Source organism: Klebsiella sp. CN_Kp066, assembly GCF_040065135.1.
In the GTDB taxonomy this organism is placed as follows: Bacteria; Pseudomonadota; Gammaproteobacteria; order Enterobacterales; family Enterobacteriaceae; genus Klebsiella; species Klebsiella oxytoca.
Window position 1 is genome coordinate 60102 of sequence record NZ_JBEAIU010000024.1, and the last position, 15379, is coordinate 75480.

Genomic DNA, 15379 nt, shown 5'->3' on the forward strand with positions numbered 1-15379 from the left:
TCCCCTGAAATGCATTTCTTTCAGCCCCAACATCCCGGTAAACTGTGCTTCAGATAAGAGAAGGAAATGACGAATGCGCATTCATATTTTAGGAATCTGTGGCACGTTTATGGGGGGGCTGGCGATGCTGGCGCGTTCCCTCGGTCATGAGGTAACGGGGTCGGATGCAAACGTCTATCCGCCAATGAGTACCCTGCTGGAAACCCAGGGAATTGAGTTAATTCAAGGATATGATGCCAGCCAGCTGGATCCTCAGCCGGATCTGGTGATCATCGGTAACGCGATGACGCGCGGCAACCCGTGCGTGGAAGCGGTGCTGGAAAATAACATCCCGTATATGTCCGGGCCGCAGTGGCTGCACGACTTTGTCCTGCGCGATCGCTGGGTGCTGGCGGTTGCCGGGACGCATGGTAAAACCACTACTGCCGGAATGGCGACCTGGATCCTTGAAGCCTGCGGCTACAAGCCGGGCTTTGTCATCGGCGGCGTACCGGGCAACTTTGAGGTGTCCGCGCGCCTTGGCGACAGCCCGTTCTTCGTGATTGAAGCCGATGAATACGACTGCGCTTTCTTCGATAAGCGCTCTAAGTTCGTTCACTACTGCCCGCGTACGTTGATTCTCAATAACCTTGAGTTCGACCATGCGGACATTTTTGACGACCTGAAGGCCATCCAGAAACAGTTCCATCATCTGGTGCGCATTGTGCCGGGCAAGGGCAAAATCATTCTGCCTGAGAACGACATCAACCTGAAACAGACGATGGCGATGGGCTGCTGGAGCGAGCAGGAACTGGTCGGCGAACAGGGCCACTGGCAGGCGAAAAAGCTGACCACCGATGCTTCCTCATGGGAAGTGTGGCTGGACGGCGAGAAAGTGGGCGAGGTGAAATGGGCGCTGGTCGGCGAACATAATATGCATAACGGCCTGATGGCCATTGCCGCCGCCCGTCATGTCGGCGTGCTGCCTGCCGATGCGGCCAATGCGCTGGGTAGCTTTATCAACGCCCGCCGCCGTCTGGAACTACGCGGCGAAGCCAACGGCGTCACCGTATACGACGATTTTGCCCACCACCCGACGGCGATTCTGGCGACTCTGCAGGCGCTACGCGGCAAAGTTGGCGGTACCGCGCGAATTCTTGCCGTGCTTGAACCCCGTTCCAACACCATGAAAATGGGCATTTGCAAAGACGACCTGGCGCCGTCTCTCGGTCGTGCCGACGAGGTCTTCCTGCTGCAGCCGCAGCATATTCCGTGGCAGGTAGCTGAAGTAGCTGACGCCTGCGTACAGCCCGCGCACTGGAGCGCCGATGTCGATACGCTGGTGGATATGATTGTGAAGACCGCGCATCCTGGCGACCACATTCTGGTCATGAGCAACGGTGGTTTTGGCGGCATTCATCAGAAGCTGCTCGATAAGCTGGCGAAAAAAGCCGAGGCGGCCGAATAGGCCATTCTCCGCGTTGGTCCGCCCTCCGCGTGAGGGCGGATAGTTACGGATGGTTCATGTTGATTTCACAAAGAGTGACCTCTACCGATTCCGCTTATTTTCCCGCGCTGGACGCCCTGTACGGCAGAGCCTTCCCGTGGCACGAACAGCGTGAAGCAGAGGCTAAACAGCAGGCGCTTGATAATCCCCATTATGTACTGGAAGCCTGGTTCGATGATGGTCTGTTTATCGGCCTGAGCGGCTGCTGGCGGTTTGCTGACTATAGTTACATTGAACATCTGGCCATCGACGATACGTTACGATCGCGTGGCTACGGCAAGCGGCTGTTAGCTGAAATACTTCAGCGTGCGCCGCTGACCATTCTCGAAATCGATCCGCTGACCAGCGAGATTGCCCATAAGCGTCTGCGCTTTTATGAAACCATGGGGTTTTGCGCGAATCCCTGGGCGCATCGCCATCCGACCTATCATCAGGGTATTGCCGATCATGAATTGATCGTGTTGAGCTACCCGCAGCCGATTGATGAGGCGCGGTATCAGCGCTTTGCGCGGGATTTGCGTTTGGTGGTCATGGCTCAGGCTGGTGCGATCGAGGTATTGTCGCCCGGACAAGGTGCGCCAGGCGCCGCCTCCGGGAAAATCCCCGGTTGCGGCTGATGCCTGAGCTGGGCTAAAGGTCCGCGTGTTTTGAGTTTTTGTCGTCCGGACAAGGCGCGTCAAGCGCCGCCTCCGGGAAGCCGTGCGTAATACGGCCTCCGCTTTTCTTCCGGTTCGCGCTGCGCTTAGCCGGACAACAAGTTCACCGCCGTCTGCGTGTTTTGTCGCCCGGAACATGCTTAACGCGTTAAATTACTCTTTCGCGATAGGCGTTTCGTTTTCCGCCACTTTGCTATCGCCCTGAATAGCCGCGATTTTCTTCTCCACCTCGGCAACCTGCTCGCTGCTGTGCAGCAGCGTATAGGTCAGATCAAACTGGGCGCTTTCCCCGGGCTGAAGCTGCTTAACGCGTTTTTGCTCCCGCTCGATAGTGACCGGATAGGCGTAGCTGGTGCCTGGCTCAATACCGGTGACGTAACCCTGTTTCTCGGTATCGGTATTTTTCCACAGGGTCAGCACCGGTAGCTGGCGGGTATCAAACTGAATAGATGCCCCTTTATCGCCGGCTTTGTTGACCACTGCGGCCAGCGTTTGATGATTTTCATCCGCCAGAGGCTGCATATTAAACACCATTTCATCGAAATCTTTCGTTGGTCCGGCGTAGGTTTGCCAGCTTTTTAAGCCCGCTTTGGCGTAGTCGTTGAATGGACTGATGCTGGCGATCGGGGCCAGGAAGCGGGCGCCTTCTTCGAGGATCGGCTTGCCAAAGTTGCTGTGATAGATAATTTGATAGTCATGCGGATAGTCGGCTTGGTTGGTCAGGACATCGTGCAGGCTAAAGCTATTGCTGCCTGGCACGTAGCGCAGTTCGGTCATGGTCTGCAAATCTGCTTTCTTGAAGGTGCTCTCCTTCACCAGTCCACGAACGCGAATTTCATATGGCGCGGTATCCGCCACTTCAACTTCTACCTGGGAAGCCGGCGTGTTGCCGACTTTGCCGTGCAGGGTGTAAATCTGCCCATCGGCGGTCACCGGGTGGCCTGTCCATTCGTAGCCGCAGCGTACCATCATTTCATTGAAACCCTCCAGCCATCCCAGTCCGTTACGGCTTTCGAGGTTAATAAAAGCGGGATTAACCACTTCTTTGACCGGCGAATCCCAGCCCATTCGCGATCCAAAGCCTTCGATTTTTAGCAGGTTCATGCCGCGGGTCGGGCTAAGCGCGATGGTCAGGCCGTCTTTACTATGGATCACAAGGATTTTACTGCCTTCTTGTTTACCGCCGTGAAGGACTTTTTGCTCAATGCTGAAGTTATGCTCTTTTATCTTCAGCTGATCGCTGGTTATTTGCCAGTTTCCTTTATCTATGCCGCTTTCAGCGCTTGTCAGCACCCACGTTTTTGCCATTGCCGGCGTAGAAATAAGCGCGGCAATGGCCGTCAAAGCTAATGTCTTTTTCATTTTTCATCCCTTTTGCTGAATCGATTGTGTCACTGATGCAGGGAATTTAGTTGCAAGTGGATTATGAAAATGTGAAGTGTCTCACCTGGTGAGAAAACAGGCGTTTTTATATTTTTAAATGAGATATAAATCTCTTTTCGTCAGTGATATTGAATTTCGTTGCTGAAATTATGTGATTACTATCGTCTTTTGCTTTAACGATTCAGCTTGGGTTCATTGCAGAAATACCGAGGCGGGATAAAAGGGATGGCTGCAGGGAGTCGCTATTCCCTGCAGCCTTAGGCAACGTGGCTTTACCGTTCACAACATCGCAGCGCTGAGGCTATCAAGCGCCGTAGAATGCCAGGGTGTACAACCCTTTAACGTCCTGAACTGACGGATAGTTAGGATTGGTTAACGTACAGGGATCGTCGACGGCATGGCGACTCATTCGGTCGAGCACATTAACAAAGGTCACTTCATTGATTTCCACTTCGTCACACTGGCTCAGCGTTTTCGGGACGCCCAGCCGTTGATTCAGCGCATTGATCGCGGCAATTAAATTATCCATACCTAATGCGGCTTCCAGCTGACGATATTTTTTGGTGAACTTCGCATTATATTGAATGATATACGGCAACATAATCGCATTCGCCAGACCGTGAGTAATGCCAAATTCACCGCCAATTTTATGCGCCATCGAATGCACTAATCCCAGTGACGCATTGGTGAAGGCGGTTCCCGCCAGCGCGGAAGCATTATGCATATGCATGCGGGCATTTAAATCATCGGGTGAGCGCCAGGCGGTTTCCAGATGCTTAAATACCAGCCGAATGGCCTCTACCGCATAAGGGTCGGTAAACGAGTTGGCTGCAGTGGAGACGTAGGCTTCAATCGCATGGGTCAAAACGTCCATGCCGGTGTGAACCGTCACGTGAGGCGGCATTTTTGCCGGAATAGTGGGGTCGAGAATGGCGATATCCGGCACCAGATCGGCGGCAACAATCGGGTATTTGATATGATTTGCCGTATCGGTGATCACCGAGAAGGCGGTGATTTCGGACGCGCTGCCGCTGGTGGAGGGGATCGCCACAAACCGTGCTTTGCTGCGCAGCGGCGGCATGGCACCGACGGGAATAATATCCTCAAACTTCAGCTGCGGATGTTCATAGAAACACCACATAACTTTAGCGGCATCCAGCGCGGAACCGCCGCCAATGGCCACTATCCAGTCAGGTTCAAAGGCCAGCATCGCTTTGGCTCCGCGCCAGACGGTTTTAATGGACGGATTGGGTTCAACATTATCGATAATAATGCACTCTATACCCGCTTTATTGAGTTCGCTGACGGCTTTATCCAGAAAGCCAAAACGCTTCATTGAACTGCCGCCGGTGACTAATGCGGCTTTTTTTCCGCTCAGGGTGGAAAGATGCTCTAAAGCATTTTCGCCATAAATAATACTGCGAGGAATTGAGAAGGCCTGGGTCATAGGAAACTCCATTTAATATTAAGGATTTTTTTAGTGTGCAGTCGTTATTAACGATTCAGCGACACGTGCAGAATAAAAAAATCGAATTAATGCTCCAGATACTGCCGAAGCAATATCTGGAGGGAGCTGACCGTCATATTTCAAGCTGCTTGTACGTTGCCCGCATTTGTTGACCTCAGCCATTTACGCCAGTAAATGACTGAGGATTCGCTGGGTTGCTACCTGTCCCGCAACTCGTTATATGTTGGGTTTAAATGGCTATTAAATCGTACCGTCCCAGGAGTCGACTTTTTCGCGTTTTGCTTCTTCTTCATCAAACCAGCGCGAAGTCACGCATTTGGACTCTGTATAGAAACGAACGCCATCTTTGCCCAGGCAGTGCAGGTCGCCGAAGAACGACTGTTTATGACCTGAGAAGGGGAATACGCCGACCGGCACCGGGATGCCGACGTTAATACCGACCATACCGCCGTGGGTGCGTTTCTGGAACTCGCGGGCGTAGTAGCCGCTTTGGGTGAAAATAACCGAGCCGTTGGCAAACGGGTTATTGTTCATTAATTTCAGACCTTCTTCGAAGGTTTTTACCCGCTTAAAGCACAGGACCGGCCCGAAAATTTCCTGCGTCCCGACGCTCATCTCCTCGGTCACGCCATCGAGTATAGTCGGCCCGACATAGAAGCCTTTTTCCTGGCCCGGCACCTTAATATCGCGACCATCGAGCACCAGCTTCGCACCCTCTTCGATGCCTTTATTAATCCAGTTGATGACGGATTGTTTATGGTCTTTAGAAATCACCGGACCCATGTCGGTATCGCGCAGATAGCCGGGGCCGATTTTCAGCTGTTTGGCTTTTTCGACGACGGCGGCAATCAGCTTGTCGGCAATCTCTTCCTGCACCACGACGACCGGCAGCGCCATACAGCGTTCGCCCGCGCAGCCGAACGCGGCGTTGATAATACCGGCGGCGGTACGGTTAACTGGCGCATCGGCCAGCACCAGGGCATGGTTTTTTGCTTCGCACAGCGCCTGGACGCGTTTGCCGTGGGCGGCGGCTTTGGAGTATACGTGCAGGCCGACGGACGTCGAGCCGACGAATGAGACGCCGTTAACGTCCGGATGGGTCAGCAGAATATCGGCTTCGTTACGTGAACAGGTCACGATGTTAATCACGCCATCCGGTACGCCCGCTTCCTGATAGAGTTTGGTGATTTCCATACAGGTCATCGGCGTCATACTGGCCGCTTTAATCACCATAGTGTTACCGGATGCGACGCATAGCGGCGCCATCCATCCCATCGGAATCATCGCCGGGAAGTTAAACGGCACAATGCCGGCGAACACGCCAATCGGCTCACGGTAAAGGTTGGTGTCGATCCCGGCTGACGCGTCCATCAGATTTTCACCCGCCAGCAGAGTCGGGATAGAGCAGGCAAGCTCGGTGCCCTCTTTCGCTTTTAATACATCGCCCTGAGCATCTCCCCAGGCTTTACCGTTTTCTTTCGCCACCAGCTCGGTTAAGCGATCCTGATGCTGGATTAATAATTCACGAACGCGAAACATAATTTGCGAGCGTTTAATCGCCGGAGTATCTGACCACGCCGGAAAGGCTTTGCGCGCCGCGGCAACGGCATCCAGCACTTCTTGCTCGGTGCAGCAGGGGGCCTGAGCCATGACTTCCCCGGTACTTGGGTTATAGACGTCCATATAGCGTTCGGTCTGCGAAACGCGCCATTGACCATCAACGAAATATTTCAGTCTTGGTACAGTAGTCATATTTTTCTCCATGATAATATCTGTCGACTTTCTCTCATAATCAGCCTCTGAGCGGCGGTAAATCACTTACCGCCGGGTCAGCCACTTTCTTGAATATTGAATAAGCGCTTATTTCCGGACAACGGCCTCCGTTTTTTGCGATTTTCCGGCTGCGGTCGGTGATTTTTCAGCGTATTGATTGCCGTAGAAGCTGTCTGTCAGCAGCTGTTTCAATTCAGAAATCAGCGGATAGCGCGGGTTGGCGCCGGTGCACTGGTCATCGAACGCATCTTCCGCCAGCTTATCGACGTGGGCGAGGAAATCGGCCTCCTGCATCCCCGCCTCGCGGATGGATTTTGGTATGCCCAGTTCAGCTTTGAGTGCTTCCAGCCAGCCAAGGAGTTTTTCGATTTTCGCTGCGGTGCGGTCACCCGGTGCAGTCAGACCCAGGTGGTCGGCGATTTCCGCATAGCGACGACGGGCCTGCGGGCGGTCATACTGGCTGAATGCCGTCTGTTTGGTCGGGTTGTCGTTGGCGTTATAGCGAATGACGTTGCAAATCATCAGCGCGTTCGCCAGGCCGTGAGGGATGTGGAACTGTGAACCCAGCTTGTGCGCCATCGAGTGGCATACCCCGAGGAAGGCGTTGGCAAAGGCAATACCGGCGATAGTCGCCGCGCTGTGCACGCGCTCACGCGCTGCCGGGTTCCTGGAACCTTCATGGTAAGACGCCGGCAGGTTATCTTTCAGCAGCTTCAGCGCCTGCAGCGCCTGGCCGTCAGAGAACTCGGAGGCCAGTACGGAAACGTAAGCTTCCAGCGCATGGGTCACCGCATCCAGACCACCGAACGCGCACAGGGACTTCGGCATTTCCATGACCAGGTTGGCATCAACAATCGCCATATCCGGGGTCAGGGCATAGTCAGCCAGCGGGTACTTCTGCCCGGTGGCGTCATCGGTAACAACGGCGAACGGCGTCACTTCCGAGCCGGTACCAGACGTGGTGGTGATCGCCACCATTTTGGCTTTAACCCCCATTTTCGGGAACTTGTAGATACGTTTACGGATATCCATAAAGCGCAGCGCCAGCTCTTCGAAGTGGGTTTCCGGATGTTCGTACATGACCCACATGATTTTCGCCGCGTCCATCGGGGAGCCGCCGCCCAGGGCGATAATCACGTCCGGTTTGAAAGCGTTCGCCAGCTCAGCGCCTTTACGGACGATGGTCAGAGTCGGGTCAGCTTCCACTTCAAAGAAAACTTCTGTTTCAACGCCAGCCGCTTTCAGTACGGAAGTGATCTGATCCGCGTAGCCGTTGTTAAACAGGAAGCGGTCGGTGACGATCAGCGCGCGTTTGTGACCATCGGTGATCACTTCGTCCAAAGCGACTGGCAGTGAGCCCCGACGGAAGTAGACAGATTTCGGAAGTTTGTGCCACAACATGTTTTCAGCTCGCTTAGCCACGGTTTTCTTGTTAATCAGGTGCTTCGGCCCGACGTTTTCCGAGATCGAGTTGCCGCCCCAGGAGCCGCAGCCGAGGGTCAGGGAAGGGGCGAGGCTGAAGTTGTAGAGGTCGCCGATCCCGCCGTGGGAGGTCGGGGTGTTGATCAGGATGCGCGCGGTTTTCATCTTTTCGCCAAACAGCCTGACGCGATCCGCCTGGTTATCCTGGTCGGTATACAGGCAGGAGGTGTGGCCGATGCCGCCCATATCGACCAGCTTCACCGCTTTCTCCACGGCATCGGCGAAATCCTTCGCCCGGTACATGGCGAGCGTGGGCGACAGCTTTTCGTGGGCAAAAGGCTCGCTGTCGTCGATGTCCCGGACTTCGCCAATCAGGATTTTGGTGTCCGCAGGCACCGCGATCCCGGCCATTCCGGCAATATTGACCGCTGACTGCCCGACAATAGCCGCGTTGAGCGCACCATTTTTCAGCAGAATCCCCTGCACGGCCTTCAGCTCCTGCCCCTGCAGCAGGTAGCCGCCGTGGCTGGCGAAACGTTCGCGTACTGCGTCGTAGGCCGCATCCACGACCACCACCGACTGCTCGGAGGCGCAGATGACGCCGTTATCGAAGGTTTTTGACATCAGAATCGAAGCCACAGCGCGCTTCACGTCGGCGGTTTCATCGATCACCACCGGGGTGTTGCCCGCGCCGACGCCAATCGCCGGTTTACCGGAGCTGTAGGCCGCTTTGACCATGCCCGGCCCGCCGGTGGCGAGGATCAGGTTGATGTCCGGGTGGTGCATCAGGCGGCTGGACAAATCCACGGTCGGCTCGTCAATCCAGCCAATGATATCCGGCGGCGCGCCGGCCTCTACCGCCGCGCGCAGCACGATCTCCGCCGCACGGTTGGTGGCGTTTTTCGCCCGCGGGTGCGGGGAGAAAACGATGCCGTTGCGGGTTTTGAGGCTAATCAGCGACTTAAAAATGGCGGTGGAGGTCGGATTGGTGGTGGGGACAATCCCGCAGATCAGGCCGATGGGTTCGGCAATGGTCATGGTGCCAAAGGCGTCATCTTCAGACAGCACCCCGCAGGTTTTCTCATCTTTATAGGCGTTGTAGATATATTCGGAGGCAAAGTGGTTTTTGATGACTTTATCTTCCACGATGCCCATGCCGGACTCGGCAACCGCCATTTTGGCCAGCGGAATGCGGGCATCGGCGGCGGCCAGCGCGGCGGCGCGGAAGATTTTATCGACCTTCTCCTGAGAAAAGCTGGCATAGGCCTGTTGCGCCTTTCGTACCCGCGCGACCAGGGCATCGAGGTCGTCATTACTGGTGATGAGTGACATAAGTTTTCTCCGTAAGGGATTGAATTCTCTTAAGTAAAACATGTGCCTTTCCTGTAATGACGCCAAACCTTCCGCCACTGCAGATGCCTGGTTTTAATTAACAGAACTGACTGACCAGAAACTTCTCGGGTACCGTTGCGTTTATTCGCTCGCTAATGAAATTAATTTTTCATTATAATTATGTATGAAATACAAAAACCGTTTTGAGAGATGGATCAAAGATAAGCAAACTGCTGTTAAAGGCAGCCTGTTAAAGGCGAGGTGATATTATTTAATTCATTAAAATCATGTAATTATAATTTTAATTTTTCAAGGGTGGTGAAAAGAGAGCGGTTGGCTGTCTTGCCGTGTCAGGTTTTGTTGTGAAATAAAAGTTAAAATTAAACGCTTATTTGAAATTAAAATGAAAAATTAAAACCAATCAGGATACAGAGAAAAGAAGAAGGGAGAGATCGATGATGTCGCTTGTACGGGAGGGCGGGTCGCCCGGATCGGGCAAGCGCCGTAATCCGGGGGAGTTATGCAGAATTAGCCTTCGTTTTCGGCCAGTTCACGCAGATACTGGAAGATAAGCCGCGCGGATTTCGGCGGTTTATTACCTTCTTTCTCTTTTTGCGCGTTGCGGATAAGCGAACGCAGCTGCTGACGGTCGGCGTCAGGCCACAGGTTCAGCACTTCCGCAACGGCGTCATCACCATTATCAATCAGACGATCGCGGATCTGTTCAAGCTTATGGAACAGCGCAACCTGCTGGTTGTGGCGGTTCTTCAGCTTGTCCAGCGCCTGACGGATCGGCTCGACGTCACGGCTGCGCAGCATTTTACCAATCAGCTGCAGCTGGCGGCGGCGGCCTTCTTTCTTGATACGCTGGGCGAGCTCAATCGCGTCGCGCAGGTCGGTATCCAGCGGGATTTTATCGAGCGCGTTTTTACCCAGCTCGACCATTTCCGCGCCAAGACGCTTCAGTTCTTCGGCGTCGCGCTTAATTTCACTTTTACTGACCCAGATAATTTCATCGTCTTCATCTTCGACGTCATCACCAGGGACGTCGTCGAGCCAGTCTTCGGGCTGCTTTGTCATCTCAGGCTCCTTAAAAAAGAGACTAATGTTACCAGTTAAGGCGCGCACTGAAAAACGGTTCTCTGTTAGACTTCAGTTAACTCCTTCTTACATTATGGCATTAGCGATGAAAGTCATCTCTCAAGTTGCACAACAGCGTAAGACGCTGGAAGAGGCCGTGACCACGGCGCTGGAACTGGCGGCAGGCAAATCCGACGGCGCGGAAGTCTCCGTCAGCAAAACCACCGGTATCGGCGTTAGCACCCGCTACGGCGAAGTGGAGAACGTAGAATTCAATAGCGATGGTGCGCTAGGCATCACCGTTTATCATCAGAATCGTAAAGGCAGCGCCTCTTCGACCGACCTTAGCCCGCAGGCCATTGCCCGCACGGTGCAGGCGGCGCTGGATATTGCCCGCTACACCTCGCCGGACCCGTGCGCGGGCGTGGCGGATAAAGAACTGCTGGCTTTTGATGCCCCGGATCTGGACCTGTTCCATCCGGCGGATGTTTCCCCGGATGAAGCCATTGAGCTGGCCTCCCGCGCGGAACAGGCGGCGCTGAAAGCTGATAAACGCATCAGCAATACCGAAGGCGGTAGCTTTAACAGCCATTACGGCATCAAAGTGTTTGGTAACAGCCACGGCATGCTGCAGAGCTACTGCTCGACTCGCCATTCGCTCTCCAGCTGCGTGATTGCTGAAGAGAATGGCGATATGGAGCGCGATTACGCTTACACCATTGGCCGGGCGATTGGCGATCTGCAATCGCCGGAGTGGGTTGGCGAAGAGTGCGCCCGCCGCACCCTGTCGCGCCTGGCCCCGCGTAAGCTATCGACGATGAAAGCGCCGGTGATTTTCGCCAATGAAGTGGCTACCGGTTTGTTTGGTCATCTGGTCGGGGCGATTGCCGGCGGTTCGGTTTACCGTAAATCCACCTTCCTGCTTGATGCGCTGGGAACCCAGATCCTGCCGGACTGGCTGACCATTGAAGAGCATCCGCATCTGCTGAAGGGGCTGGCCTCTACGCCGTTTGATAGCGAAGGCGTTCGTACGGAACGCCGCGATATCATTAAAGACGGCATACTAACCCAGTGGTTATTGACCAACTACTCGGCGCGCAAGCTGGGATTGAAGAGCACCGGCCACGCGGGCGGCATTCATAACTGGCGTATTAACGGCCGCGGCCTGAGTTTTGCAAAGTTGCTTAAAGAGATGGGGACCGGTCTTGTCGTCACGGAACTGATGGGGCAGGGTGTAAGCGGCGTCACCGGCGACTACTCACGCGGCGCATCCGGCTTCTGGGTAGAAAACGGCGAAATTCAGTATCCGGTCAGTGAGATAACCATTGCAGGAAATCTGAAAGATATGTGGCGTAATATCGTGACCATCGGCGACGATATCGAAACGCGCAGCAACATTCAGTGCGGTTCTGTACTGCTGCCGGAGATGAAGATCGCCGGTCAATAACACCTGTGTGCTTAATAATAAAAAAGGAAGTGAGCAATGCGTAAAAAACTGTTAGCGATGCTGGCCGTATCGGCTTTTGCGCTTGGTTCGGCATCGGCTTTCGCCGATCTGGGCGAAGATATGGATACCCTTGCCGAGAACCTGCAAGTGGTGCAGAAAACTTCAGATGCCGGTGAGCTGAAAGCGGCGCTGAATAAGATGCGTACAGCGGCGGTTGACGCCCAGAAAGAGACGCCGCCGAAGCTGGAAGGTAAAGCGGATGACAGCGCGGAAATGAAGGACTATCGTCACGGTTTTGATGTGCTGATCGGCCAGATTGACGGCGCGCTGAAGCTGGCTGACGAAGGTAAAGCCAAAGAGGCTCAGGCCGCAGCGGAAGAGTTTAAAACCACCCGCAATACGTATCATAAGAAGTATCGTTAATCGTCTGCAGATTTCGGGTATTTCTGCCGGGCGGAGGCTGACGCCTTGCCCGGCCTACCAGACCCCAAATCTAAACCTGAATCCTCGGTCGGTAACCTCAAGCCCTGTTCCCATCCTCAACCTTGATCCCAACCCTTTCCGCTTTCCCGGCAGCCTGGCGGGCGGATAAAAAACCTGTTCCATCACATTTCTGCGTTTTTCTCTTCAGGTCGTTCCGCGCCGCCAGCGCTGCGATTATGTGATATTCATCACGCGAATTTGGCTAAATGAACACATTCTCTGTGGTTATGTGAAATGAATCACACATGCCGTCGTTCTTTCCACTTCGAAGTGGAAAACAACTCGCTACAAACTCTTATCCCCCGGCATTAGTGTTATCCCCAGAGACATCAACGGGGTAATTCAAGTGAATAACGGAGCGGTAACACACGTCCCAGAGGAGCAGGCCACGCTAACCGAACAGCTGGCCGACAGGATGCTGCAGCAGGTTTTCGCGCTATTAAGCCGCCGCAACATCGTTCCCAACGACGTTCAGGAGCAAATGCTGACTTCCCACGTTCGGGCGATGGCCCATCGGTCAATCAGCGGCGAGCCGCTGCCGGAAGTGGATGCCAGCCTGTTCGAAGAGATCTCAGAAGATTCAATGATGCTGGCCCGCGAAGTGGTCGCGCAGTTCGGCAATCTGCCAGATGAAGAAGCCTGGCTGCTGTCCGTCCACTTCGAAGTCGCGAAAGATAACCTGTAAGGAGCATACAAATGGAACAAATCACCGTTGTTATTGGCGATCGCCTGGGTAAAGGTCAAAAAGTTGCCGCAGGGGCGGAAAAAGCTGGCGCTCGCGCCGTTGTCGTTCCGGGCGTTGCTGCGGATATGAAACTGGGCGACATGATGAAAGCCGAAAACGCTACCTTCGGTATCTCTTTCTGCGGCAGCGGCGGCGCAGGGGCAATCACCGCGCAGAATAAGCATGGCTACAAAGCAAAATATGGCATGCGTTCCGTTGATGAGGGCGTCACCGCGATCAACGAAGGCTACAACGTACTGGGCTTCGGCTTTATGGATAAAGAAGAACTGGGCGAACGCCTGGTGGAAGCCTGGAAGAAGAAATACGGCGCGTGAGTATGAAAGAGCAATTCACCACCACGGTGAGCGTTACCGGCAAAGGCGAGAGCAAAACGCGTGCTTTCGCCGATGCCCTGAACCATGTCCAGGCGGCGGTGATGAAAACGTCGCCGCACATCTTACTGCGTATTGAACCACAGGATGTGGAGGTTGTTCATGCGCGTGAAGCGGTACGGAAAGAGGCATTTTTATTCTTCTTTCTGCGCCGTGAGCGACGGACCTACAGCGTGGAGCTGAACGTTACCGTCACCGTGACCGCCATCAATCTCGATAAAGTGGATTTCGTCACGCAAACCTGATTTTCACCAAAGGGTCAGACTATGTTCCTGATAATTTTAATAAAATCGCTCATCATCGGCGGCCTGGTCGGCGTCGGCGTAGGCGCCGGAGCGGCACGCATGTTTCATGCGCCCACCACGCAGGGGATGGGGGCGTTTCGTACCTTGGGCGAGCTGAATTCATGTGAAGGCGATCCGGCTTCACACTTCTCTTTTGGTCTGGGCTTCTTCTTCAACGCCTGGGCCTCTTCCGTCGCGGCAGGCTCCTTCACTCAGGACGTTGACCACCGCATCATCCCCAACTGGGGGGCGGCAGCGCTGATGATCAAAAACCGCAACGTCGGCGAGACGCTGCACGATCCGAAAAAGATGGCCATCGCTTGCGGCATTATCGGCATGATCGTTGTGGCTTTCCTCAACCTGACCGCCTCTTCAGTACCGGAAGCGCTACAGGTGACGGCGGTCAAAGTGCTGGTTCCGGCGGCAAACCTGCTGGTGAACACGGTGATGCCGGTCATCTTCTGGCTGGCGGCGATTGATGCCGGCAAAAAGTCGGGCTTTTGGGCGACGATTTTCGGCGGCGCGGCGCAGCTGATTATGGGTAACGCCGTCCCGGGTCTGGTGCTGGGCATCCTGATCGGCAAAGGCGTGGAAGAGAGCGGCTGGCACCGCGTCACCAAAGTGATGATGGTAGCAATCGTTGCGCTGTTCGTTCTGAGCGGCTTCTTCCGCGGTTTCGACATGAAGATGATTGAATCCTTCCATCTGACCGTGCCGAACTGGCTGGAACTGATCCACAACTCGCTCAGCGGTAAATAACAGGGGCCTCTCATGGAACAAAATAAAGGTTTTTGGTATGCCGACTGGTCGTTCCCGATCTTTGTTGGTCTGCTCTCCGCCGGCGTTTTTGCCGGGACGCATATGTACTACCTCTACGGCATCGGCGCGTTTAACGAAGTCGCCTTCGTGGCGATGCTGAAAGCGGGAATTGATACCGGTGCCTACGGCGCGGTAGCGGCATTCGGCGCCAGCTTCCTGTTCGCGCGTATTATCGAAGGCTCACTGGTGGGGATTCTGGATATCGGCGGGGCGATCCAGACCGGCGTCGGCTTAGGCGTTCCGGCGCTGCTGCTCGGCGCGGGCTTTGTTTTCCCGGTCGCCAACTTTGCCGCCTCACTGGTCACTGGCCTGGTGCTGGGGCTCGCCATTGGCTACATCATTATCCTGGCGCGCAAATTCACCATCAACCAGAGCGACTCCACCTACGGCGCGGACGTCATGATGGGGGCCGGTAACGCCTCAGGCCGCTTCCTCGGACCGTTGATTATCCTCAGCGCCATGACCGCTTCTATTCCAATCGGCATCGGTTCCCTGGTGGGCGCGCTGCTGTTCTACATCTGGCAGAAGCCTATCACCGGCGGCGCGATCCTTGGCGCCATGCTTCTTGGGTCAATCTTCCCGGTGGCGATTAGTTAAGTCCTGCGGGCGCCTCGGCGCCCGCGTTAACAG

The 15379-nt window shown here is 54.7% G+C and carries 14 protein-coding genes; 9 read left to right on the forward strand and 5 right to left on the reverse strand.

Going from position 1 to position 15379, the window contains the following annotated elements; genetic code table 11:
- Positions 1–73 precede the first annotated feature (73 nt).
- Together mpl and ABLV75_RS05635 are read left to right on the forward strand one after the other, a co-directional pair.
- Entirely contained in the window at positions 74–1447 is a 1374-nt protein-coding gene (gene mpl / locus ABLV75_RS05630) for a UDP-N-acetylmuramate:L-alanyl-gamma-D-glutamyl-meso-diaminopimelate ligase (protein ID WP_004109005.1), read from the forward strand.
- A 56-nt stretch (positions 1448–1503) separates the two neighbouring features.
- On the forward strand, positions 1504–2103 hold the full coding sequence (locus ABLV75_RS05635; protein ID WP_047720435.1) for a GNAT family N-acetyltransferase: 600 nt from the start codon (positions 1504–1506) through the stop codon (positions 2101–2103).
- Positions 2104–2295: 192 nt separating this feature from the next.
- On the opposite strand, the gene ABLV75_RS05640 is transcribed toward ABLV75_RS05635, so the two are convergent.
- From ABLV75_RS05640 to yjgA, 5 genes are all read right to left on the reverse strand, one after another.
- Positions 2296–3504, reverse strand: coding sequence for an aldose 1-epimerase family protein (locus ABLV75_RS05640; RefSeq protein WP_047720433.1), 1209 nt, complete (start codon positions 3502–3504; stop codon positions 2296–2298).
- Positions 3505–3829: 325 nt separating this feature from the next.
- Positions 3830–4972 (reverse strand): iron-containing alcohol dehydrogenase, encoded by a 1143-nt coding sequence (locus tag ABLV75_RS05645; RefSeq protein WP_348854901.1) that lies wholly within the window; start codon positions 4970–4972, stop codon positions 3830–3832.
- Between the two features lie 261 nt (positions 4973–5233).
- Positions 5234–6745, reverse strand: a complete 1512-nt coding sequence (locus tag ABLV75_RS05650; protein WP_004108995.1) for a CoA-acylating methylmalonate-semialdehyde dehydrogenase — start codon at positions 6743–6745, stop codon at positions 5234–5236.
- Positions 6746–6853: 108 nt separating this feature from the next.
- Positions 6854–9520, reverse strand: coding sequence for a bifunctional acetaldehyde-CoA/alcohol dehydrogenase (gene adhE, locus ABLV75_RS05655; protein WP_047720432.1), 2667 nt, complete (start codon positions 9518–9520; stop codon positions 6854–6856).
- Positions 9521–10048: 528 nt separating this feature from the next.
- Positions 10049–10600 (reverse strand): ribosome biogenesis factor YjgA, encoded by a 552-nt coding sequence (gene yjgA, locus ABLV75_RS05660; RefSeq protein WP_016809342.1) that lies wholly within the window; start codon positions 10598–10600, stop codon positions 10049–10051.
- 94 nt (positions 10601–10694) lie between these two features.
- On the opposite strand from yjgA, the gene pmbA reads away from it, so the two are divergent.
- The 7 genes from pmbA to ABLV75_RS05695 all read left to right on the forward strand — a co-directional run bounded on the left by pmbA (position 10695) and on the right by ABLV75_RS05695 (position 15346).
- Positions 10695–12047, forward strand: coding sequence for a metalloprotease PmbA (gene pmbA / locus ABLV75_RS05665; protein ID WP_004108992.1), 1353 nt, complete (start codon positions 10695–10697; stop codon positions 12045–12047).
- 36 nt (positions 12048–12083) lie between these two features.
- Positions 12084–12470 (forward strand): cytochrome b562, encoded by a 387-nt coding sequence (gene cybC / locus ABLV75_RS05670; RefSeq protein ID WP_348854902.1) that lies wholly within the window; start codon positions 12084–12086, stop codon positions 12468–12470.
- A gap of 406 nt (positions 12471–12876) precedes the next feature.
- Positions 12877–13215, forward strand: a complete 339-nt coding sequence (locus ABLV75_RS05675; protein WP_004108984.1) for a glycine dehydrogenase — start codon at positions 12877–12879, stop codon at positions 13213–13215.
- A gap of 11 nt (positions 13216–13226) precedes the next feature.
- Positions 13227–13589 (forward strand): SFCGS family glycine-rich protein, encoded by a 363-nt coding sequence (locus ABLV75_RS05680; protein WP_004098072.1) that lies wholly within the window; start codon positions 13227–13229, stop codon positions 13587–13589.
- Between the two features lie 2 nt (positions 13590–13591).
- A complete protein-coding gene (locus tag ABLV75_RS05685; RefSeq protein WP_004108982.1) occupies positions 13592–13891 on the forward strand; it encodes a DUF4312 family protein in 300 nt (99 codons plus the stop codon).
- A gap of 21 nt (positions 13892–13912) precedes the next feature.
- On the forward strand, positions 13913–14689 hold the full coding sequence (locus tag ABLV75_RS05690; protein WP_004098075.1) for a DUF4311 domain-containing protein: 777 nt from the start codon (positions 13913–13915) through the stop codon (positions 14687–14689).
- A 12-nt stretch (positions 14690–14701) separates the two neighbouring features.
- The gene (locus tag ABLV75_RS05695) at positions 14702–15346 is read left to right on the forward strand and encodes a DUF4310 family protein (RefSeq protein ID WP_016809340.1); all 645 of its coding nucleotides are present in this window, start codon (positions 14702–14704) and stop codon (positions 15344–15346) included.
- Positions 15347–15379: the final 33 nt, after the last annotated feature.